This is a genomic window from Paenibacillus mesophilus (genome assembly GCF_005938385.1).
Classification (GTDB): domain Bacteria; phylum Bacillota; class Bacilli; order Paenibacillales; family NBRC-103111; genus Paenibacillus_AB; species Paenibacillus_AB mesophilus.
On record NZ_VCRA01000013.1, the window covers coordinates 151039 to 174240 of the forward strand.

Below are 23202 nucleotides of genomic sequence, written 5' to 3' on the forward strand. Positions count from 1 at the left end.
CTCATTCGTTTAGTAACGATTCATCATAGCGATCGGTTGATCCGCGCATCTTCTTCGAGTATTTCTAATCCTTCGGCGATCCATTCCTTCTCCCCGGACCTTATGCCCTCCAACAAGTAACCGACTTGATCGAAAGTAACAAAGTAAGATACTTTTTCGATGCGGGCATCCGGATCGGCCTGTTCTCTATAAGTCATCACTTGCCGGGTAAACGTCTCGCCGCAATCTTCCAACAGATACACATAATCGGAGTCGGGATCACCGATCGCCACATCGCCGAAATCGATTACGCCAGTTAATTCAGTCTTTCGCGAATCCATCAAATAGTGATCGGGCGACAAATCCCCATGAATCAGTGCCGGTGTATACGAACCATATTGCGGATTATGCAAATACGTTTGAAACCGTCGGGAGATATAGTCTCGCAAAGACTCGTGAAGAAGCGGGAATGCTTCTTTCTTCGCAGATTCCATAAGCTGCAGCACTTCGCTTTTAAGGTTCCGAATGGGAACTCCCGCCTGAATGGCCGTTTCGACTGGAAATGCGCTCAATGCGCTCATGAAATCCGCCAGTCGGCGTGCGAGCGTATCCCTTCCTTCATCGGACAGAGCGGACATCCCGTCTTCCCCCAGGATCTCGCCCGGGACCTTCCGGTAGCCGACAAAAGGGCGCCCGTCGCTTTGCCGTCCGACATATTCAAATTCCGGGATACCGACATGCAGCCGGCCCGCCAACAGCGGCAATAGCCGTATTTCTTTGTTCAATTCGTCCGCCCCTTGCCAGCTCTTGGGAAAACGAAAAACCCATTCTCCATTGACGAGGACCGCATAATTCCTGAAACCTTCGCCAAGCGACTCGACGGTTTGCATGCACAGCTCGGGAAACTGTCCCGCGATCGCCGCTTTTGCAAGCTGGAGTTCATTTTGTGCCATTTATGTTCCCCCTTATCAATAAGTTTCATAGACGAGATCGCCGCTCATTTCCAGCTTCCTATTAAAAAGGCGCCGTCTTTATCGAATGCGAGCTCGGACAAAGTCAACTCCGTCACATCTTCGTCCGGGTGCAGCAACGGATTGCGTCCGACGTCCAAGCTCCTCATTTCATTTCTACTATAGCTGCTAATTTGAATGTTCACGATCGTCCCGGCTAGCTTTATTATAACTTTCGCCCGAAGTATTGTATAATGACCTACTTCGTTCCCGGACGGTCCTTGTTATGCAAACCCATACGTTAGCGCGTTGGAGGGAATGGTACCCGGCTCCAACCGCTGCCCACAGTCGTGTTATCTTGATTAGGCTTGGTGGTAACAACACGACTTCAAAGGCGGCCCGTAATAAGGGCATTTTCAATATAGCGGAGGGATTGAACGATGACGAACGGAAAGCTTTTAACAACAAAGCATAACGGCCGCGGACGTCAAAGCGGGGCTGCATCCGCAGCCCCGTAAGCCTATTATAACTTCCGTTTACAGCGCCGGGACTTTGGCGAAATGATTGGCCACCTTGCGGATCGCCCGAACCGTCTCCTCGATGTCCTGCGCCGTGTAAAATTCGTTCACGTTCAGGCGGATGGCCGTCTCCAGAATCGCTTCCGCATTCGGGCACAGTCCTTCCTCGTACGTAATGCCCGTAATGTCGAACGGGAAATGACTGCCGAGGTATGCTTGGCGCTTCTGGAACAGCGGCTGCATGTACATGACGGAAGCGATATAGCCCGCCGAGTTCGGAATGCCTTCCGCCGCAAGCGCCGCGCTGAATTCCTTGCGCGTGCACGTCAGCTTCGATTCGTCGACGCGCAGCATGTAGAACCAGTACGTGCCGTAGTTGTCCGGTTCGACCTTATGTGGCTCGATGCCCGGGAGACCGGCAATACCTTCGCTGATCCGGTCGCCGTATTTGTGACGCTGCTCGCAAATCCACGGCAGCTTCTTCAGCTGCGCGATGCCGACTGCGCCCTGCAGCTCGGTCATCCGGTAGTTCGGAGCTACATAATGAAGCTCCTTCTGTACCGTATCGCCGAACCGTTTGAAGTTTTTGTCGGCGAAAGCGTGCGTCGTCAGGAAGTCCTGCTCGTCGCCCGAGTTGACCGTCACGATGCCGCCGTCGCCGGTCGACATATGCTTGAAATCGTTCGTGCTGAAGCAGCCGTAATCGCCGATCGTACCCGCCAGCCGGCCTTTGTATTTGGTCAAATAGCTTTGAGCGCAGTCCTCGATTACTTTCACGTTGTGTCTCCGGGCGATTTCCATGATCGCATCCATGTCGGCCGGATTGCCCGCCAGATGAACGACGAGAATCGCCTTCGTACGCGGAGTGATGCGCGCCTCGATCGATTTCGGGTCCATGTTGTATGTGTTCGGGTCGAGATCGGCGAATACCGGAATCGCGTTCTGGTACAAAATACCGATCAAGGTGCCTTGGTCGGTGATCGGGCTCGTGATGACCTCATCGCCCACCGTCACTCCCGCAGCGCCGAGCGCCACATGGATCGAGGCGGTCCCCGACGTAGTCGCGACGCTGTATTTTACACCGTACAGCTCGTTGAAATCGCTTAAAAACTTTTTCACTTTTTTGCCGAAATGGTAAAACAGCGTATTCTGCTCGAGCGCCTCCAGAAGCTCCTTCGCTTCGTCGAATCCGAACCGCTTGCCCGTTCCGAAAGGTGTCGTCTTCGTCTTCGGTCCGCCGTGTATCGCTAACGTTTCTTGGCTCATCGCTTCTATCCCCTTTACCTTGTCTTGCCTTCATTATAAGAGCGGCGGCGATCGGGTTACGCGCCAAATTGTGTAGGAAAACAGGTCAAAAATTGTTACAATGGGATCATTCGAACGATCGCGACGAGGGACGAATCGTATGACAACTTTCCCGATATTCCAAGACAGCTTGCGGCTGAACAAGTTCAAAAAAGGCGAACTGCCGCTATTTATTACGCATTATTCGATGGGCCACGGATACCCGAACCATCATCACGAATTTGCGGAGATGTCGCTCGTGACGGCAGGTCAAGGGACGGAAATCGTCAACGGCGTGGAGCATCGGCTGAAGCCGGGCAGCATCTGCCTGCTGCCGCCGTACCATCTGCATGCGCTTAAGCTCGACGCGCAGCAGCCGCTTCAAAAATTTTGCTGCATGTTCGACATGAACTTGATGTTCCAGCCCGAGTTCGCCGAGATCGGGCCTTGGCTTGTCAAGCTGTCCGACGAGATGACGCCGTTTTACGATATGCCCGACCAGCCGTTTCAGACAATCCGATCGGTCCTGTCCGCCCTCGGCGACGAATACGCCTCCGACTCTCTCGGCAAGCAAGGCTTTATGCGGGTCAAGCTGATGGAAGCGATTTATTTGTTTTTCCGCCATCACCCGGGCTTTGCTTCGCTCGATTCGGCCGTCGACCTGCATCCGGAGGAATGGGACTATGTCAAATATGTAAACACGCACTTCATGGAAGAGACCATCTCGCTCGAAGAGGTGGCCGGCAAGTTCGGGGTCAGCGTATTCGTAGTACGCAATGCGTTCAAGCGTCTGCTCGGCAAAAACTTTCTCGAATATTTGCATATGCTGCGCATCCGCCGTGCCTCAAGCCTGCTGACCGCCACCGACATGTCGGTTGCCGAAGTCGCCTACGATGTCGGCTTCTCTTCGCTGCGCTCGTTTACCCGCGTCTTTAAAGAAACGACCGGCATGAGCGCCACCGACTACCGGAAGCATCGGACCGATTCGGCAAAATGACCGGCTAGGAACTTTAACGGAATTACCTCCCATTCCGTTAAAGTTCCTTATTCGGGGCCCCCGTTAGCTATACCCTCCCGGCCGGGAAACTATGAAAACGAGGAAGTTAAGCTAAGAAAATCGTCCGGATAAAACGCCCGGACGGTCATGCAAACCAAACGTTAGTGCGTTGGGAGAGTGGAGTTATTTCGTAGTGACTTCTACTTCCAATGCCCTTTCGTCATTCAGTGAACCCAATTTGCTTATTAGTAAACTTCTCTGCGCTATTTGGCTCCAATTCTCGGTAATTGGAGGAACAATGAACCTAGAGTAACTATTACTGAACTTAAGTTTGGTAATAGTAAAATTGAGTTCGTTATTCGTTGTATTGGGCCATCTGGTGAGCGAATAGCGCAATAGGGTTCAGTAATAGTGAAGATTGGTTCGTTCAAGCCAATTTCCAAATTGCCCATGCAAAGAGGTCACCCTTTCGCTTTAGTTCGATAAAGAACTTAAACAATCTGATGTTTCAAAAAAGAAACCGCAGTATGTCGCTCGCGGCCGGTCATTCAACCAACCGGGAGCAACAACTGCGGTTCCTTTGCGTGCGGGCTGGATGAGCCCGATTAAGCCGCTTTCGTATGGAGGCGTATAGCCGGAGTGTTCCAAAGCTCGATCCATTTCTTGATGGCAGCGATCAAGATGATGACGCCAAGCACGAGCATGATGACGGACAGAGAAGCATTCAGTACGCTGTACCCCTTATTGGCCGGATTCAAGTATACGTTCGCTACCATCCAGTACCCCGCATACATAACCGTTACGAACAAGTAAGCTAGTGGAATGAGACAAGTAAGCATGTACCACCGTTTGTCGGCGATTTTCATAATGACGGTAGCCCCGACGATCAGTCCGATCGAAGCCATCAGCTGATTCGATACACCGAACAAGGCCCAGATCGAACCGATATCGCCGGACACGAGCAGGTACCCCCACAAGAAGCAGGCAAGTGCGCTGGCGAAAATCGTACCGGGCATCCAATCGGCCCGCTTCAGCGGCTTGTACAGCTCCCCGAAGAAATCCTGGATCAAATAACGAGCGACCCGCGTGCCGGCGTCGATCGCCGTCAAGATGAATACCGCCTCGAACATGATGACGAACTGGAAGAAATAAGACGACAAATGGCTGAACCACGGTATTTTCGTGAAAATGTAAGTCATGCCGACGGCAAGCGTCACCGCGCCGCCCGTTCTTCCTTCCAGATTGAGCCCGATTTTCTCGGCCAATTCGGGAAGATGGACGACGTCCATGCCGAGCGTCTTGAATACTTGCGGCGACGAGTTGATCGCGAAGTAGTCGGCCGGCTGCAGTGCCGTAGCGGCGATCAGCGCCATAATGCCGACGACGCATTCGACCAGCATCGCACCGAAGCCGACCGCTTTAATGTCGCTCCAGCGGTTGATCATCTTCGGAGTCGTTCCCGAGCCAACGAAGGCATGGAAGCCGGATATCGCTCCGCAGGCGATCGTAATCGAGATGAACGGCCATACGGGACCGGCCATGATTGGGCCTCCCCCGCCTACGAAGCTCGTGAACGCCGGGAATTGGATCGACGGATTAATAATAAAGACGCCGATAATAAGCGCGATGAACACGCCGATCTTCATAAAGCTGCTCAAATAATCGCGCGGTGCGAGAAGCAGCCACACCGGCAGCGCGGCGGCGAAGAACGCGTAGATCGGCAGGATGAAGCCGAGCGTACGGGTATCGAGCGTCAGCAGCTCGCCAAGCGCCGTACCTTGGATCGAAGGGCCGGCGAATACGCCGATCATGAGCAGGATGAATCCGAGTGTCGAGGCTACTTTCAAATTGCCGGTTTTGCGGTAAAGCAGCCCTACGCCCATAGCGATCGGGATCGTAATGCCGACGGCGAACGTGCCCCAAGGATTGTTCTCCAGTGCATGGAGAACGACCATCGACAGCCCGGCCATCGTGATCGTAATAATAAAGAGCATGGCAAGTCCGGTACAGAAGCCGGCGACGGGGCCGAGCTCTTCTTTCGCCACCTCGGAGAGCGATTTGCCCTGCTTGCGCATCGATGCGAACAGAACGACCATATCGTGAACCGCGCCGCCGATGACGGCACCGATCAAGAGCCACAGCAGGCCGGGCAAGTAGCCGAACTGCGCGGCCAGAATCGGTCCGACAAGCGGACCGGCTGCGGCGATCGCCGCAAAGTGATGGCCGAACGTAACCCATTTATTCGTCGGCACATAATCTTTGCCGTCATTCATCGCATGCGCGGGCGTCTGCTTGGCATCGTTCAGCTTCAATACCTTCGCTGCCATAAACGTGCCGTACAGCCGGTAGGCGATCATCAGAATACATATCGAGCCGATGACGATTGAAATCGCATTCATTGTCGTGCACCCCTTTTCGCTTATGTAAATCCGATTATAGATTTTGTAAACGACGGATGGCGGTTTTCACGCTACAATGCACGGGAAAGGGCTTAACTTGCACAAAAGCGGTGCTGAAACGCACAGGATACGCTACTTACTTGCAGCTTCAGAAGCCGAGCTGCTGCTTCAGCTCTTTCAAATAAGTGCGGCTTACGGGGATGGAAGCGCCGCCCCGCATAATGAGGTTGCAGGTGGAATGAAACCACGGCTGGATTTCCACGACGCCTTCCAGATTGACCAGATAGGCGCGGTGTACGCGCAGGAAGGAGCCGTGCTGCAGCTTGCGCTCGATCACGGTCAACGGCTCGCTCACCCGGTACACGCGGTCGTCCGTCGCGATGACCGTCTTGCCTTCTTCGAAACCGACGTACAAAATCCGGTCTACTGGAATGAGCATAATTCGGTCGTCTACCGAAATCGCGAGACGCTCCAATCGTTCCGGCTGCTTCGTCCCGCGAGCCGGTTCCGGGACGGTTCGGCTTCCCCGCCGTTCGATGCTTTTGGCGATTTTCTCGACCGTCCGCTTGATCCGGCTCTCCTCGAACGGCTTCAGCACATAATCGCTCGCGTTCAGCTCAAACGCCTGCAGGGCGTATTCATCATAAGCCGTCGCGAATACGATCTCCGGCCTCGACTCGCCGTTCTCCTCTGACAGCAGCCGGGCGATATGCATCCCGTTCTCGTCGGCAAGCTGGATGTCCAGAAACACAACGTCCGGCTTCAGCTCGCGAATCAGCTCGATGGCCTTCTCCAGCCGGTCCGCTTCCCCGACGATGTCCACCTGCCCGGTCCGGCGAAGCAAGTAAGCCAGCTCATCCCGCGAGATCGGCTCGTCATCCACGATCAAAGCTCTCAACATGATGATCCTCCCATTGCGATTGATGGATCGGCAGCCGGATCGTCACCGTAGTACCCGTCCCCGGACGGCTCTCGATGCGAAACTCTCCTTTGGCGCCATATAGTTCGTCTATTCTTTTGCGGATGTTGTAGAGGGCGGTTCCGGTACCCTCCAGCGATTCGACCGTTCTGGTGCCGAGCGATGCAAGCAGCTCCGCCGTGATTCCTCTTCCGTTGTCTTCGGCGACAAGGACAAGACGATCGCCCTCGCGGTAAGCGCGAAGCACGATGTGCGCCCTGCCGGTGTCCAACCGGGCGGGAAAAGCGTACTTGAGCGCATTCTCGACAAGCGGCTGCAGCGTAAAGGGCGGCACGCCGATCGGTTCGAGCTCCGGATCGATATCCATCTCGAGCGTATACTTGTCCGGGAAGCGCGCCTTCTCGATGGCGAGATACGCCTTCACATGCTCTAATTCTTTGTAGAGCGGTATTATGATTTGCCGCGCTCCCTGCAAATTGCTGCGGAAAAACACGCTTAATTGGATAAGCAGACTCCGCGCCTTCTCCGGATCGGTCCGGCATAAGGAAGATATCGTATTGAAGGCGTTGAACAGAAAATGCGGGTGCACCTGCGCCTGAAGCGCCTTGATCTCGGCGTCCTTCAACAGCTTCCGCTGCTTCTCCGCTTCGGCGAGCTCGAGCTGCGTCGAGAACAGCTTGCCGAGCCCTTCGGCGAGCTCCTTCTCGGCCCGGTCCAGCTTGCTCGGCCTTTTGAAATACAGCTTCAGCGTTCCGACCGTCGTCCCCTTCACCTTGAGCGGCAGCACGATCGCCGCCTGCAGCACGCAGTCCGGCTCGCTGCATTGAATTTGCTCGCGCGATGAGGCTTCCCTCGTCAGACCCGATTCCAGCACTTGCCGGGTGAGCAAGGTGGAAATGCTCTGGAGCGGAATATGATGGTCCGCCCCTTCCCCGATGTGGGCCATCACCCTCTGCCGGTCCGTAATCGAGATCGCGTCCGCGTTCGTCCATTTCAGGATGACTTCGGCCGCCGCCCGGCACGATTCCGGGTTCAGCCCTTGCCGGAAAAACGGCAGCGTCTCGTCCGCGATCGAGAACGCCTGCTGGGTTTGCAGCGCCCGGGTGCGCGACTCTTCGCGGACAATCGACTGAATGATCAGCATGAACAGCAGCGTGCCGAAGCCGTTGACGACGATCATCGGAAAGCCGATGACTTCGACGAGCGCCCAAGCCGCTTCGAAGGGACGGGCGGCGAGCAGAATGATGCCCATCTGCGCCGCTTCCATGAAGATGCCGATCGCGACGGCTTGCCAGAGTGCCCTTTTCTCCCATATCCGGATTCGCTTGCCGATGTAGCCGGTGACGATTCCCGCCAGTATGCTGGACAAACCGCACGATATCGCCGTAAAGCCACCGAGCGTAAACCGGTGAATTCCCGCGATAAGCCCGACGCCCGTCCCTACGAGAGGCCCACCCAGCAAGCCGCCGATGACGACACCCATAATGCGCGTATTCGCGATAGCCCCATCCGTGCCGATCCACGTCTGCCACGCCTGGGGCGATATCCAGCTGCCCCCTCGAATCTCGACGCCGGTGTAGTTGCTGATCACGCCGAACGCGCCGAATATGAGGATGAGACTTATTTTTTCCGTATAGCCATGCTCGTGATAGACGATACTCCGGAACGACTTCAGCCGCGAAAGCAACATCGCCACGATCAGTAAAATGCCGACCCGTTCCAGCATGAGAGGCAGCAAGCCGACCATGTTGTTCACCCTCTCCATAGAAAGCTGCTCATTGTATATACTCGTCCATTATACTCGTCCTTATGAGTTTTAAGTACCCCTGGCCCGAAGGTGTGAAGAAGGAACGAAAAAACTGCCTGATCTCCCGATGAAGCACTCGGGAAATCAGGCAGATTTGGGGTTATACAAGTTTCAGATATTGGTCTAGCGTTCGTTCCAGCGTATTGCTGACAAGCTTTATGAACGAGGAATTATCTCCGGTCACATGAGCTTCATCCAACGCCGAGTAGTATTCCGCCCGCTGCTCCTTCTCGATCACGATCGGGGGAAATCCGTTTTTCATCAATTCGAAGTTGAGCAATAGCCAGGCCGTTCTTCCGTTGCCGTCGATAAACGGATGAATTTTTACGAAATCGCTGTGTATAATCGCTGCCCCCGCAACGGGGTGCAGTTCGGGCGCTTCGCGCTCTATCCAGCTTGCGAATTGTTCCATCAACAAAGGAATTTGCAAGGCGTCAGGCGGAACGTGCCTGGCTCCGCTGATCAGAACATTTTCTCTGCGATACGTTCCGGCGTATTCATCATGGATTCCTTTCAGAATAAGACGATGTATGTTCTTGATCTGCCATTCCGAAAGCGGCTCGCGCCTCTGTACGATTTCCTCTACGTACAGAATCGCTTCTTTATGATTAATCGCTTCCAAATGCTCCTGTATGGTTTTACCGCCGACCGTTATCCCTTCAAGAGCGACCTTCGTCTCCGAAAGGGTCAGCGTATTCCCCTCAATGGCATTGGAATGATACGTCCAATAGACGATGAGATGCTCGCGAATGCTCCGGTGGGTGTGAACCGGCCAAGGTCTTTTCTGATCCAACATGCTCTTCTTATGGTCGATTTGCTCGAACATGCTTTCTCTCCCTTGGCTCACTTTCCCCCCATTATACCATCGGCAGTAACGATAATGCATCTCGCATATGCTGCTCAATTCGTCCATTGCCCGATCAGCTCGTCCGCGTACGCACTCAACGAATCGGATGCCGCTTGCTTTCACTTCGCCCGCAGGCGGCTCCCTACTCCGTCTCTTTATGTGTAATTCTACCGCTTCTCCCACTCGGCGATCAACGTTCTGATCTGCTGGTCCAACGGCCATTTGGCTTCCGGCTTGACGGAAGATTCGAACGCCGTGTTGTGGAGATGCTTGAGGAAGTCGCGCAAATGCTTGACCGCTTGATCGTCGCGCCGTTCTTCATGGTGGTGCACGGCCTGCCGCAGGGAGTTAGTCAATTGCGCCTGAACCGGTTGCGGAATTTGACCGGCGAGCGAGGCCCGCTGCAAGATCCCGGTGACCGTCTCCTCATCGGCGGGCAGCGTGTATTTCCACAGATTCGCATCGTTAGACATGTAGAGATTGCCGTAGAAGTCCTGCGTCAAGTAGTTCCCGGCACCGCTCTTGATTTTGATGAAATCCATCGTGTCCGGCTTGATCATGAACAACGTTTTTTGCCGGTTTGTGCCGTATACGTTGCCGTCCTTTCCGAGCTCCATGAATGCGTCCACCCATACCGTTCCGGTGCCGTAACGGCCCAGCTTCGCGGCTTTATAGACGATTTGCCGGGTTTGCGGATCGAACTTGAAGATTGTATCTTCCGCTACGCCCCAGATCATGCCGTCAGGTCCGGCCAGCAGGCCGCTTACCACTTTGCGCCCCGCTACCGGTGCGATCTCGAATACTTTGGCATTCGTCGCCGTATCGAAAACGAACAGCTTGCCTTCCTTCTCCGTTGGTCCGCTCGTTCCGAGGCCTCCGTATATCGTAGTCCCCCCGTATACGAGACCGTCCTTGTAGACCAGCGATACTACGCCCTGATTATGCACGATGTCCTTGAATACTTGCGTCTGCCGAGTCGGGACGTCGTATACTGTCAGCGCTCCGCTGAGCGAGCCGTAATCCGGTACGGAACCGACATATAGCTTGGAAAGCGAATCTACCCCGACCATCGCGAACGGCCGGTCCTGCCCATGATTCACAAGCTCGGCCACCCGGCGAGGATTCGTGGACGTCCAAGGCGCGGTCGGATCGTATTCGTACACCCTCGCGTTGCCGTAGGTGCCTATATACAGCTTGCCGTTTACGCTATCCACCGACTCGACTTGCCCGAACTGCTGCACTTCCGTAAACGTACCGTCTGATGGCTTGTATGAAGTAAAACCGGTGGCGCCCAAATAACCGCCGATATAGATATTGCCGTCGTAGCCGGTATGCAGGCTTTGGATCAGGATGGGCGAGCCGAAATTGTCCACCTTGGACGTGTCCAGCGTTCCCGTCTGCTTATTGAACTTCATGAACTGTCCTTTTTCGCTGAAGCCGATAAACGTATAGCCCGGCCATGCCGGATCATTCAGTTGAACGAACTGGCCGTCGAAGAAGTTGAACGCTCTCATCTGGGGATCCGGATATTCCACGGCGAACGTTCGTGTCGTAATATCGTACGAGCGTAAAATGCCCCCGCCGAAGTAAATTTTACGGTCGTCTCCCGGCATTGTCGCGAGCACTCTCGATCCCATGCCCAGGCCGTTCGGGTTATAGTATTCGACGGTTTCCGTCGCCGCGTCCACGATGAGCAGATGATCCGGCTTGTCCAGTCTGACGAACAGCTTGCCGAGCGCATAACCCATATTATAGGCGAAATCGTAATTCGCATAAGCTTGCGGGAGGAGCTGCTGCAAAATCTCCCGGCTGCCGCCGTTCGTCAGATCGAGCTTGACGATGCCGGCCGTCGACCCGCCGACCCCCGCATACAGTACGTTGCGGTCCGAATCGTAAGCGAGAGCGCGCACGTATTTCTCGGTCGGATGCACCCGGCCGAGGTCGCGCACCTGATTCGTCGCCGGATCGTATTCGAACACATGAGCGTTCGGGTACGTGCCGGCATATATTTTCCCGCCCGCTCCGGCGACCAATGCCCATATATGCGTCTCCGCACCCAACTGGCCCAAATCGACCAAGCTGCTGTCGCCCGGCGTATATTGGTACAAATGGCCGTCATAGTGGGTACCCGCATATATTTTCCCGTCGCTCGCAGCCTTGACGCCCCAGGCCCCCGTCACGCCGGGCATCGGAATCGTCTTCACCACATTCGCCGTATCCAGATCGATCACGGCGAATACCGTGCTGTCGTTCGCCCCCTTCACTACCGTGTAGGCGACATCTTTGCCCGACTCGCGACCTAACGCGGCGTCTTGATTAATAAAGTTCGTAATAGGCTGTCCTAAATTTTCGAAAGTACCGATCTCGATTACCTCCACCGTCACATCGTCGATATAGCCCGCCCCCTGCGCCGTCGATGCGGAATACAGCAGGACGGAAGCCGTTACTGCGTCGGCCGGAGCGGTTCCGGATACGCTCCCCTTCACGAATCCGGTTGACGGATCGACGCCGGCCGACGTATTTGCCACACGGACTCCGGCGGCATTAAAAAATTGCAAATAAATGGACAATGTGCCGCGCTCCACCTGGAACATCGCCGATGCGGAGTAGGCGGTTCCCGCGACAATCGGGAACTTGTCGCTGTCTATGCCGAGCGACGCGGTCGGGGAGGCGTCGTCGAGGCGGATGCTATAGGCGCCGCTTGCCTTCGCGGCACTTGTGACCCCGTAAGTGAGGGCCGTTACGCCGACACCGTACGTTTGCTTCCACCCCGGAATCACTCCTCCGACTACAGGCTGCTCGAAGCCGGGGTTTGTTACCGGTATCGTTGCGGGAGCGGCCGATCCGACTCGGTACGGACCGAAAACCGCGGCGATGCAAATCATTATGCCGAGGCAGAAGGTCAAGAATTTTTGGATATCCTTGCGGGACATGAAATCACGCCTTCCTCAATGGGATAAGTAAGGGTGCCGATTCTCGCTGTCGTCCGGGTTGTCATTGCTTTTATCGCAAAACTTGGCTAAGCGTTTCATTTCACCTCCTGTCCATTTTTGAGAGGTCATGACGTGATGTTCTGGTTCCTAATTGGTGCACAAACTAATTCTCTTTCATTTTAGAAAGCGCTTTAAATATTGTCAACTGGTTTATTTCCATTTTATCCATTTGTTTTTCTACGAAAGGAAAACAGCCACAACACCTTCCATTCATAGCATTTATTGATTTTCTTTCTTGCATAGAGTACAAAAACGACATCTACTTTTGTGGTTCCAAATAATAATCAAAAGGAAACCACGTTGCACCACAAAAAGTATTTGATAGAAATAAAAGCCTTTTGCAGCTCTAATTATTCGCTTATCGGGTCCATTTCCGTAAATAAGAGTTGCCCACACCTCTTATTTTGGGTCATATCGTGCTTTTGCGAAGATTCGGCTGCAAACAACGCTTACTTCAAAAAAATACCCGACCTCCAGGGCCGGGTTGAACTCGGTCATTACTAAATCTTCAAACATCCGCATACTTGGGGGACTGCACCGCTCCGAGTTCTCACAATCTCTCCTCTGTAACCGCGCACAGTAGTCGTCCCGCAAACGGAGCGGTATGCACGATTTCGCAGGAAACCATCCCGCCCTCGTCCCTGTAAATATTGTAATACATGCCGTGCTCCGCCGTACCTTCCAGCCCGACCGTCAGCCGCGACGTTGCCGGGTCGAAGTGCGCTTCCGTGATTCTCGTCCTCGCTTTATCTTTGCAATATTCGGATATTTGGTCGTAAGTGCGATGCACAATGTGCCAACCGTCCAGCTCCCGGTGAATACCCTCGATAATGGCCCGCCATTCCTCCGGCTTAAGCGCCGCGATCCGCTGCTCATGCGTCATTAGCGTCCCGAAAAAACCGCTGGATATGCCCAGCTTGACGGCGTCCGCTCCTCTTCGAATCGCTTTGCGGATATCGGTTGCGGCACTCTCGTTGTTGAACGTCGTGCAGCCTCCGAGAAATTCTCCCGGCCCCATCCCGGTGTCGGGGGTTTTGTACCCTCCCAGATGATGCGCCACCGCATTCCAGAACCGCTGGTCCGGGTCCATCGGGCCGTAATTGAAGCCTTGATGGCCGTATGGATACGGCTCCCAGGAGTAGCTGTTCGCATACCAATGAACGCCCGGCGGGATCAGCGCCATCATGTAGGTTTGTTTGCGATTGAGCAGGAAGGGCAGACTGTTCAAGCCGAGCTCGTCATAATGGATATTGACGGTCCGGGAAGGCGTAACGCCGATCGAGCCGTAGAACCGGTCCAGCCGAGCGAAATGCTCCTTCAATTGCCTGAACGTATACTCGCTCCCGTCATGCCGGATATAGATTTGATCGGGCTGAGGTTCGCCCAGCTCGTGGAAAGAATGCGCGCTGAATTCCGCCATCTTGTTATCGTGGCAATATGTGATCTTGGCCGCGCACTCGTCATCGATATCGTCGACGAACAAGCCGATGTTCGGCACCCAGTTGTATTTATTCAACACCTTCACGTAGTCGAAACGATCGTAAGATCCGACCGCATCATCAACCCGGCACACGGCAAACGGAGGCATCATCAGAGTGGCGAACGGCTTCCGGGCCACCCAAACGAGACATCGCCACAGCAGGTCGTCCAAACCGGCCGCATGCCCGAAATGCTGCCTCGTCCATAATACGGGCGAGAAGTACAACGCGGCTCGACGGCCTCTCCGGGCAGTGTCGCCCGCATCCTCCGGAATCGCGGACACCAACATCCGCCCGGAACTATCCTTCGCGACGGTAACGGCTCCGTGGATTATCCCGTCGGGCAATGAAGCCGCCACAGGCTTGATCATGCGGTGCATTTGGCCGCTCGTCTGCATTTGCGCTATATAGTGGGCATTGTCCGGAATGCGGATCTCGTCTATTTCAGCAGCCGTCATGGACGATCCCCCGAAGAACCGTTGGATGTCCGGCTTCGCCCGCCACAGCTCGCCGTCGAAGCTTGCTACGCCTGCACCGTTGTCCGAAGCGGCGACAATTAGCGCCCATTGCTCCTCCGTAAGCGAAGCGGCTACTCCGTTATGAGCAAGAACGATCGCCGCCGCTTCCACCATGTTAGAGGGTACTCCCAGCTTGCTTAAATCTTCCACGCGATAAGGGAGGCCGAAATGATTCAAAGCGGGCAGCAGCGCCATCCGGAACACCGCTGCCGAACATTCGTCGCCGTCATTTGTCACGAATAGTATTGTTCTATTGCCAGTTGACTGGTATCGCTCGTATCGCCGGATTACTTCCTCCATACCCCCGAACACCTCCGAATAGTTGAGCTTCTGACTTGTCGATGCCACCATTTTACATATCCGTCTGTCATTTAGTAATACTGTCCGTAGCCAAGCTCTTGTATTATATGTTCATTGTGGGGGAGCGCGGACAGCCTATCTTGCAAATCTTAAAGAATCTATTCTGGAGGAGTTCAAAAAAAAATTTATATTATCATATAAAAAATAATTTGCTGCGGACATATCCCTCTTTCGTATAAAGTTCCTATTACAGAAGCAAAAAAGCACCTGCTCTCCAATGAGAGCCAAGTGCTTTTCGTTATACTGCCTCATACAATGCTAATTCAATCCTCCGCCTAACTATTTTTACGGTAATCGCTAGGCGAGATGCCGTAATACTTCTTGAACGTGCTCGTAAACGTCGAAGAGTTCTGGTACCCCGTCCTCTCCCCGATCTCGGCGACGGACAGCTCCGTTTGCTTCAGCAGCTCTTTCGCTTGCGCCAGCCGCACTCTGTTCAAATATTCGATAAAGTTGATGCCGAACGTTTTCTTGAAATAGTTGGAGAAATATTTCGGCGACGTCTCCAGCTTCTCCGCCATATGATCCAAATGCAGATCGTCGCGGTAATGCTCTTCAATATACCGGGCGATCGACGACGGGTCGAGCTTGCTTTTTTGCGCCGATTTGCCGCCCGTTTCGCCGATGGTGCGGATCGATCGGATCAATGCGTCGCGGATATCGCCCGAATCGGCCGCAGCCTCCGTCTCCTCATGGAACGACGCTTCCAGCGCGACGATCTGCTTCGGCTCCGCGTCGCCGGCATCGAGATGCTTCAGCATGTCATACAGCATCGTCTTCGCTACCGAAACGAGCTGGTACCTGTGAATGTGCCGCTCCTCGTTGCGCGCGAAAATGTGTTCGACGATTTTGACGCACTCCTCGACATTGCCGATGACGAGAAAACGGGATGCCTTCTCGATCTCGTCCAGCGGGGCATATACGTTCCACGTATACCGGATCGTCTGAAAATCGATGATCGGATCGTCCGAGTCGATATTGCGGTACTCGAAGCAATCGGTCAAATCGCGGTAAGCTTTATGACAATTCGCGGATTCGGCCGCATAGATCCGACTGACCGCCACTTCCGTCGAGACGCCTTCCCATTCTTCACCCGCCTGCTTGACGAAGGCGCGCAGCTGCTTGACGATCGGCTCGCGATCGGCGGGACGCCGCGCTCCGATATGGACATAGCACTTCCCACCGCCGGTCGGGAATACGAAGACATGTTCCCTCGTACTCTGCAGTCCTTGCTGAATCGAAGCCGCGATTTCTTCCAGCCCCGGGGGATTCGCCGTCTCTTCCCCGTTCTTCTCCCTCAGCCGAAATTCGGCCAGAACGAAATAACCGCTTTGCGCGAATTCCGCGAAATATCGCTGCATCCGCTGCTCCGTTTCCTTCGGGGAAGCAATGCCGAGCAGCGCGTTCTGAAACGCCGCCTTGCGCATTTCCGCGCGGAACACGTCCATTTGCGTTTTGAACGATTCGTTCTCCTCCTGCATCTTGGCGATACCGGACCGGATCTGACGGTAGTCGGCCCCTTTCGCGTCCCGGATGCCGATCAGCTTGACGAGGGTTCGCACGGGTCTGTACAAATAGAGGCTCAGAAGCGCGGAGAGGATGACGGCGCAGGCGATCGCGATCATCATGATCTGGCGGTTGACGCCGGTCACCGATTCCATGCCGGAGAATTGATAAGGCGCCTTGTGGATATACATGAACCCGTTATAGTCGGACTTGAAGACGTTGTACTCGAAATCTTTGTTTTTCAGTGTCTCTTCCTGATTCGTTCCCAGGTTGAGATCGTACAGCATGTCGACCAGATTCCATTTGTCCTCGGTGTTCAGAATCATATTCCGATCCTGATCCATGACCATGAGCGACGTTCCTTTCATCATCGACTCCTGATTGACGTGCCGCAGCATTTTGTCATAGTTCAGGAAGACGAGCACGTTCAGCTCGGATATCTGGTTGCTGCCGATAATCGGAATCAGCTTGCGCGACACGCCGACCGGGGAATCGTCGGTATAAGCCTCGGCCGGAAACACCTTGAGCGGGTGCTTCGTCTTGGCAAGCGTTTTCCAAAACTCGGAATTGTACGAAGGGTTGACGAATTTTTTGCGCAGCAGATCCGGCAGCTGCATCGTCCCGGAAGTCGTAATCGCCAAATCCGAGCCCATATGGAACACGATCACTTCCTCGACATAATCGATGGAGGAGACGAGCGACCGGAGGTTCGAATAAGTCATGTACGCATCTGCCATATCGGCGTTTCCGTCGCCCGTCTTCCATGCGTTATAGGAAAGCATCTGGATCGTGTAAATGATATCGTTAATATTTTTGAAGCTGTCATCGAAGGCGCGGATCATATTTTTGACGACGAGCTTGTTGTTTTCGCTGACCTGGTTGTAAATGCCTGAGATCGAATTGCGGTACACCATATAGTTGGATACGAACATAATGATCGCCACCAAAAGGAGCGCAAAAAAGATTTGCAGCAGCCCTTTGTTGGCAATCATCCTCATCTTGGGCAACATCGCCCCACCCCCACCCGAGACCGTGAGATCATACAAATGCTGTCGTACCCCTATATTCGACAAAAGTAGACATTATCCCTTCTCGGAGCCGAGCATAATACCTTTGGCAAAATATTTCTGGGCAAACGGATAAATGAGCAGTACCGGTATCATCGATATGAAAATCGTGGCGTTTTTCATCGATTGCGGCGTTATGGTCGATTTGTCGATCAAGCTCGTCTCCTTGGCCGTATCGAAAAACAGCATATCCCGGAGTACGACCTGCAGCGGATACAGCTTCGCATCGTTCAAATAAATCATCGGAATGAAGAAGCTGTTCCAATGGCCCATGAAATAGAACAACCCGATGGAAGCAAGGGCCGGCTTGGACAGCGGGATGACGATTTGGAACAAAATCCGGTACTCGGATGCACCGTCGATCAACGCCGATTCGCGCAGGGAGCCGGACATCGACTCGTAGAAGCTTTTCAGAATAAGCAGCTCGACCGTCCAGATCGCATTCGGCAGCACGATTGCCCAAATCGTATCGATCATGTGCAGCTTCTGCACGATCAAATAGGCGGGAATGATGCCCCCGTTCAGAAACATCGTCAAGACGATCGCGATCATAAAAAATTTGCGTCCGAAAAATCCCGGCCTAGACAACGGATAAGCCGCAACGGCCGTCATCAGCAGGTTGATAAACGTCCCCAAGCCGGTATACAAAATCGTATTCCAGTATGCTCGCGGAATTCGCGGGTTTTCCAAAATTTGTTTATAAGCGTCAAGATTGAACCCTTTCGGCCACAAAAACACTTTGTTCTGAACAATATAGGCCGTGTCGCTGAACGAAACCGCTACGATGTAGAGGACCGGATACACCGTCACGATAGCGACCAGCGACAAGATGACGGCAAGCACCGCATCAAAAAGGGTAAACCGTTGCCCGAATGCGCCGCCTTTTACCATAGTCCTTTCCCTCCCGCTTTCTTGCTGATGACGTTCGTAATAAGCAGCATGACGAGAGCGATCAGCGATTCGAACAGACCGACTGCAGCCGCATAGCTGTAATTCGTTTCAAGCAAGCCTTTCCGGTATACGTAGGTGGAGAATACGTCGGCGACCTCGTACGTCATCGGGTTGTAAAGCAGAAGCACCTTCTCGTAGCCGATGCGGAACATCGAGCCCGATTTGATAATAAACATGATCAGAATCGTCGGCATGATGCTCGGAATCGTAATGTAGCGCATCATCTGGAACCGGCTCGCCCCGTCGACTTTGGCCGCTTCATACAATGTAGGATCGATGCTCGCGATGGCGGCCAAATAAATGATCGCCTCGAAGCCCATATGCTGCCATATTTCCGAAGAAACGTAGATCGTCCGGAACCATTCGGGCGCGGCCAGGAAATATTTCGATTCCAGCCCGATCGCCTTCAGCAGCTCGTTGACGAGCCCGTGTGTCGGCGACAAAAAGTCGATAATCATGCTGCTGACGATAACGACCGACAGAAAGGACGGCAAATAGCTGAACGTTTGCACCGTCTTCTTGAACTTGATGCCCCGTACTTCATTAAGCAGCACGGCGAAAATGATCGGGAACGGGAATGCCCACACCAGCGTGAACAAGCCTAACAGAAACGTATTCTTGAACAGCAGCCAAAAGTCCGGGCTATCGAAGAAGCGTCGGAAATGCTCGAAGCCGACCCATTCGCTTCCCATGATGCCCTGGTACACATTGTAGTCCTTGAATGCGATAACAAGGCCGTAGATCGGACCGTACCGGAATAAAATAAAGAAGATAATGCAGGGTAGAAACAAAATCAGCAGCTGCCTGTCCCGTTTCATATGACGAAACGTATTGACGAGACGGGAGCCTGGAACGCGCTTGTGCCCTTTGGCAAGCTCGGGTTGTGTCGTGTGCATGGGCTACCTCCTAAGAGCTTTTCGCAAGAAAAGCTCACTTCGTAAGCATAAGCTAAGTTTTGCGGAGCAAAACTCACTTCGTAAGCATACGCTGAGTTTTTCGTAAGAAAAGCTCACTTCGTAAGCATAAGCTAAGCTTTGCCGAGCAAAACTCACTTCGTAAGCATTCGGTTATGAAGGACACCCGGGAGTTTCCCGCCCGGGTGCCGAGTACCGAAACGATATTCGTTCTATTCCGCGCTGTTCGCACGGATATCCATTACTTCAGCTGATCGTACCGTTTTTGTGCGGCGTTGTAGGCGTCGATAAACTTGCTCGCGCCAAGCTTCTCGGCGTTTTGCACCCATTCGGTCCATTGCGCCTGGCCGAATTCCTTCTTCATCACATACTTCGTGGCGAATTCGTTGGCCGCTTTATCGAGCGCGGTTCTCAGGTCGGCGATCGTTTTCGTCTCGTCATCCGTAAATTTCAGAACCGGGTCGGCCGGCTCGAATTTTTTCGCGTTGTTGATCTTATCTTGGGCTTCTTTCTCTTTCTCTGTGAAGTTGAAGTATACGCTGCGTTTGTCGGGACGGAAATACATGCCTTCCAGCCACATGCCGTATTTCGTTTCCAGCGCTTTGATGTCCACGTTCGCTACGTCTTTCAGCTCGGGATAAACTGGCTTGCCGTTCTCCATCTTGAACGTTTCGCCTTCGATGCCCATCGTAACGAGCGAGGAGCCGGACGGGCTGGTCAAATAGTCGAGCAGCTTGAGCGCGATTTCTTTGTTTTTGCCGTTCGGCACGACCGTACCGAAGTTCGAAATTTTCGGCAGCGTCCGGATATTGCCCGTAGGTCCGACCGGATTGGCATAGCGCAGGTTGTAGTCCGGAACTTGCGACTTCACTTGGTTCGCGAACGAGTCGAGTCGACCGATCCAGTCGAACGTTACGAACGATTTGTTGTTCGTCGTCATTTTCGCCGTCCAGGAAGCGTCCGTATCGGTAATAAATTCGGGGTCCATCAGCCCTTCGTCATACAGCTTCTTCATGAAGTCGAGCTGGGCTTTGTATTCCGCCGACGTGTACACTTGCTTCCACGTCTTCGCCTTCTCGTCGTAGTAAGCCGGATAATCCGCTCCGCCGATCCCCCAACCGTAAGCCCAATCCTTGAAAATGTTTTCCTTCGTTTTGGACGCGTACGGGAACGATTGCGGATAAGCTTCCTTCAGCTTTTTGAGCGCCGCGTAGAACTCGTCCGTATTCGTCCATTCTTTAATGCCGTGCTTGTCGAATATGTCTTTCCGGTACAGGAAGCCGTGGTTGACGTCGCGGTTCAGTCCGTAGATCGGCCACGAGTACAAATTGTTTTTGTCGTCCGACCACGATTTCATGACCCAGTTGTTCTCCGAATTGTCTACATACAGCTTCTTGAAGTTCGGAAGCTCGTTCAAATACGAATTGATCGGAGTCAGCGCGCCCTGCGCACCCATTTTGTTGATTTCCGGGATCGATAAGCCGTGGAAAATGTCCGGGAGCTTGCCGGATGCGACGACTACTTTCATTTTGTCTTTAAACGTTTGCGAAGAATACGCTTGGATATCCAGCTTGATTCCGGTACGCTTCTCGATTTCCTTCACGACCATCGATTCGCCCAGGTTCGGGTTGTCGCTGACCAGCATCCACGTAAGCGTCGTCGGCTTGTCGACGAGCGGAAGCTTGAGCCCTCCCGTATCGCCGTAGTTGGCGGCTGCCGCCGGCGCTTTCGTTCCTTCGGACGTGCCGTTCGTACTTGCGCTTCCGCTCTTGCTATCGCCCGAACCTCCGCCGCAACCCGCCGCGACTACCGACAACGCGGTAAGCGATAACAATAACGATTTGACCTTCCCTTGACCCATGTCTGTTTCCTCCTTGTAATCGTTTCCCAATGTGCCATTTCCGTGCTCAGACCCTAGTATAGAAATCCGTTCGCCGCTCGTAAATGAAGCGTTTTCACTTCGTTCGCGTTTCTCTTCCTTTTCTACCCCGATCCCCGGGAAACGTTGCGGCACAAGGGATTTCCCGCATGTGGAAAATGCTAAAGCGGTAGAAAATGAGAAATTTCGGCGTCATTTCCGGGCTTCTTGGCCCGTGAAACATGCAAAATTTACGCGTGATCGCATGGGGTGAAAGCACCCTTCCCGGCTGACGCATCCCGGACGCAATAAGCACCTAGCGCCCCCCCCCCCATCGCGTGCGGTGTTCCGCAGTATGACGGCGGTCGGTCGACCGCACGCAACGGTGGCAGCGGCATTTACCAAATAACGGTCTCTAGAGACTCTTATCCACGAACAAACGAGGCGGATGAACGAATTAGCAGATGTTTGAGGCTCTTATTTTACCCGATTCATCCAATTGTAGATCATTTGCCGCAAATAAGCGTCCCAAACATCTCTTATTTATATAAAAACGTCCGCTGTCCCCGAAATAAGAGGCGCAAAAGACTTCTATTTCCTAGTATAATGAGAGAGAGCAAGACCGAAACGTCATTCGAACGATCGGCATATCCCTTTTTTCATATACAAGTTGAAAGCCCCGCGTCCGTTGACGTGGGGCCCTTTTATTCAGACTTCAGCTTATCAGGTTCAGCGTTAGAGTAGGATCGAAATAAAACATACTTTCTTCTTCGAATTCGGGGATGATCTGGATATAGTCGTCCGTTTCCAGAGAAGCCAAAGTCGTTTTTCCGATCATCAGGATGGTAAACCCGATATCGGTATCCAAGTTTACATTCATTCTGGAACCCTCAAGAATGGTGTCGCCGTTTTTAACGATATTTACAACTACAGCCCCCGGATTCTCGGTTGTAACTGTGAGTTCCGCCGAGATCTCATAGACGCCGGGGATCGAAACGGTGATCCTTTCCATGCCCGTCGACGCATCCGGGACGGTGTTAAGGAATGGACCTTCATCGAAAAATTGTATCGGCGTTCCCGCCACGATTTCTCTAGGAATCGTGTCTCCAAATAATGCTCCGTACGCCCGAGTTCCCCCCGAGCCTGTCGGTCCGGTTACGCCAGTCGCTCCCGTTCCCCCGGTTGCTCCCGTTGCTCCCGTTGCTCCCGTTGCTCCGGTTGCTCCGGTACTACCTGTCGCGCCCGTGCTGCCGGTCACTCCTGTAGCTCCTGTCGCTCCTGTCGCTCCCGGCGTACCCGTGGATTCCAGAAGCTGAACATCGTCCACGAACAGATCGGCAGAGCCTGCCGCCGGCTGCTTGCCGATAAAGAGCTGCGCCTGCGTCGCAGTCGCCGGTACCGCCGTAGACGTCAACTGATAGGAGGTAAGCCAGTTCGAATTCGTGCTATCCGGCAGCCGATTCGCGTAAAACGAATTGGTCAAGCCGAAGCCGAGAAAATTGAAGGAGGCGTCGTAGTAAGCCAGCGACACCGAAACGAGCGGATTCGGAGCCGCTCCGGAATCGGATAACGAAAGAAGCAGCTCGTACGTCGACCCTGGCTTCACCGGTACGATTTGCGACATATAAGCGGCGACCGCCCCGCCTTGCAGACGGGCGCTGAACAGACCGCTGTGGCTGATCGTCGAAGCGATGCTCGTATTCAGCGATACCCACGGAGCCAGCATCCCGGACTCGAAATCGCCATTGACAACAAGATTGTTGAAGGACATGTTGGGCTCACCTATCCTCTTGACCGATTTGCTTTTCCCGATCGGTAGATATATAGATAGACAAAGCATATACCAATATATTCAGC

General features: G+C 53.7%; 15 protein-coding genes. 1 reads left to right on the forward strand and 14 read right to left on the reverse strand.

Going from position 1 to position 23202, the window contains the following annotated elements; genetic code table 11:
• Positions 1–23: 23 nt before the first annotated feature.
• The 3 genes from FE783_RS22555 to FE783_RS22560 form a co-directional block, all read right to left on the reverse strand.
• On the reverse strand, positions 24–932 hold the full coding sequence (locus FE783_RS22555; protein ID WP_138881652.1) for a phosphotransferase family protein: 909 nt from the start codon (positions 930–932) through the stop codon (positions 24–26).
• 44 nt (positions 933–976) lie between these two features.
• Complete coding sequence (locus FE783_RS37660) at positions 977–1135, reverse strand: hypothetical protein (RefSeq protein ID WP_158301978.1); 159 nt, start codon at positions 1133–1135, stop codon at positions 977–979.
• A gap of 330 nt (positions 1136–1465) precedes the next feature.
• A complete protein-coding gene (locus FE783_RS22560; protein WP_138881653.1) occupies positions 1466–2713 on the reverse strand; it encodes a DegT/DnrJ/EryC1/StrS family aminotransferase in 1248 nt (415 codons plus the stop codon).
• A 139-nt stretch (positions 2714–2852) separates the two neighbouring features.
• On the opposite strand from FE783_RS22560, the gene FE783_RS22565 reads away from it, so the two are divergent.
• On the forward strand, positions 2853–3728 hold the full coding sequence (locus FE783_RS22565; RefSeq protein ID WP_158301979.1) for an AraC family transcriptional regulator: 876 nt from the start codon (positions 2853–2855) through the stop codon (positions 3726–3728).
• 605 nt (positions 3729–4333) lie between these two features.
• On the opposite strand, the gene cstA is transcribed toward FE783_RS22565, so the two are convergent.
• From cstA to FE783_RS22620, 11 genes are all read right to left on the reverse strand, one after another.
• The gene (cstA, locus tag FE783_RS22570; RefSeq protein ID WP_138881655.1) at positions 4334–6127 is read right to left on the reverse strand and encodes a carbon starvation protein CstA; all 1794 of its coding nucleotides are present in this window, start codon (positions 6125–6127) and stop codon (positions 4334–4336) included.
• A gap of 148 nt (positions 6128–6275) precedes the next feature.
• Complete coding sequence (locus FE783_RS22575) at positions 6276–7028, reverse strand: LytR/AlgR family response regulator transcription factor (RefSeq protein WP_138881656.1); 753 nt, start codon at positions 7026–7028, stop codon at positions 6276–6278.
• Positions 7003–8793, reverse strand: coding sequence for a sensor histidine kinase (locus tag FE783_RS22580; RefSeq protein WP_138881711.1), 1791 nt, complete (start codon positions 8791–8793; stop codon positions 7003–7005). The genes FE783_RS22575 and FE783_RS22580 overlap by 26 nt, the downstream gene beginning before the upstream one ends.
• Before the next feature lie 160 nt (positions 8794–8953).
• On the reverse strand, positions 8954–9679 hold the full coding sequence (locus tag FE783_RS22585; protein ID WP_138881657.1) for a Fic family protein: 726 nt from the start codon (positions 9677–9679) through the stop codon (positions 8954–8956).
• A 188-nt stretch (positions 9680–9867) separates the two neighbouring features.
• Positions 9868–12633, reverse strand: a complete 2766-nt coding sequence (locus FE783_RS22590; protein ID WP_138881658.1) for an FIMAH domain-containing protein — start codon at positions 12631–12633, stop codon at positions 9868–9870.
• A gap of 610 nt (positions 12634–13243) precedes the next feature.
• Positions 13244–14989 (reverse strand): hypothetical protein, encoded by a 1746-nt coding sequence (locus FE783_RS22595; protein WP_138881659.1) that lies wholly within the window; start codon positions 14987–14989, stop codon positions 13244–13246.
• 335 nt (positions 14990–15324) lie between these two features.
• A complete protein-coding gene (locus tag FE783_RS22600; protein ID WP_138881660.1) occupies positions 15325–17565 on the reverse strand; it encodes a helix-turn-helix domain-containing protein in 2241 nt (746 codons plus the stop codon).
• Between the two features lie 72 nt (positions 17566–17637).
• On the reverse strand, positions 17638–18513 hold the full coding sequence (locus tag FE783_RS22605; RefSeq protein WP_138881661.1) for a carbohydrate ABC transporter permease: 876 nt from the start codon (positions 18511–18513) through the stop codon (positions 17638–17640).
• On the reverse strand, positions 18507–19469 hold the full coding sequence (locus FE783_RS22610; protein WP_138881662.1) for an ABC transporter permease: 963 nt from the start codon (positions 19467–19469) through the stop codon (positions 18507–18509). The genes FE783_RS22605 and FE783_RS22610 overlap by 7 nt, the downstream gene beginning before the upstream one ends.
• Before the next feature lie 259 nt (positions 19470–19728).
• On the reverse strand, positions 19729–21348 hold the full coding sequence (locus tag FE783_RS22615) for an extracellular solute-binding protein (RefSeq protein ID WP_138881663.1): 1620 nt from the start codon (positions 21346–21348) through the stop codon (positions 19729–19731).
• A 712-nt stretch (positions 21349–22060) separates the two neighbouring features.
• Complete coding sequence (locus tag FE783_RS22620; protein WP_158301980.1) at positions 22061–23116, reverse strand: NTTRR-F1 domain; 1056 nt, start codon at positions 23114–23116, stop codon at positions 22061–22063.
• Between the last annotated feature and the right edge of the window lie 86 nt (positions 23117–23202).

What these genes read in the sequence shown, in the direction of transcription:
- FE783_RS22560 (WP_138881653.1), bottom strand. Translation starts at nt 2,713, where the DNA reads ATGAGCCAAGAAACGTTAGCGATACACGGCGGACCGAAGACGAAGACG.
- cstA (WP_138881655.1), bottom strand. Translation starts at nt 6,127, where the DNA reads ATGAATGCGATTTCAATCGTCATCGGCTCGATATGTATTCTGATGATC.
- FE783_RS22590 (WP_138881658.1), bottom strand. Translation starts at nt 12,633, where the DNA reads ATGTCCCGCAAGGATATCCAAAAATTCTTGACCTTCTGCCTCGGCATA.
- FE783_RS22615 (WP_138881663.1), bottom strand. Translation starts at nt 21,348, where the DNA reads ATGGGTCAAGGGAAGGTCAAATCGTTATTGTTATCGCTTACCGCGTTG.
- FE783_RS22620 (WP_158301980.1), bottom strand. Translation starts at nt 23,116, where the DNA reads ATGTCCTTCAACAATCTTGTTGTCAATGGCGATTTCGAGTCCGGGATG.
- FE783_RS22595 (WP_138881659.1), bottom strand. Translation starts at nt 14,989, where the DNA reads ATGGAGGAAGTAATCCGGCGATACGAGCGATACCAGTCAACTGGCAAT.
- FE783_RS22555 (WP_138881652.1), bottom strand. Translation starts at nt 932, where the DNA reads ATGGCACAAAATGAACTCCAGCTTGCAAAAGCGGCGATCGCGGGACAG.
- FE783_RS22580 (WP_138881711.1), bottom strand. Translation starts at nt 8,793, where the DNA reads ATGGTCGGCTTGCTGCCTCTCATGCTGGAACGGGTCGGCATTTTACTG.
- FE783_RS22605 (WP_138881661.1), bottom strand. Translation starts at nt 18,513, where the DNA reads ATGGTAAAAGGCGGCGCATTCGGGCAACGGTTTACCCTTTTTGATGCG.
- FE783_RS22565 (WP_158301979.1), top strand. Translation starts at nt 2,853, where the DNA reads ATGACAACTTTCCCGATATTCCAAGACAGCTTGCGGCTGAACAAGTTC.
- FE783_RS22575 (WP_138881656.1), bottom strand. Translation starts at nt 7,028, where the DNA reads ATGTTGAGAGCTTTGATCGTGGATGACGAGCCGATCTCGCGGGATGAG.
- FE783_RS22610 (WP_138881662.1), bottom strand. Translation starts at nt 19,469, where the DNA reads ATGCACACGACACAACCCGAGCTTGCCAAAGGGCACAAGCGCGTTCCA.
- FE783_RS22600 (WP_138881660.1), bottom strand. Translation starts at nt 17,565, where the DNA reads ATGTTGCCCAAGATGAGGATGATTGCCAACAAAGGGCTGCTGCAAATC.
- FE783_RS22585 (WP_138881657.1), bottom strand. Translation starts at nt 9,679, where the DNA reads ATGTTCGAGCAAATCGACCATAAGAAGAGCATGTTGGATCAGAAAAGA.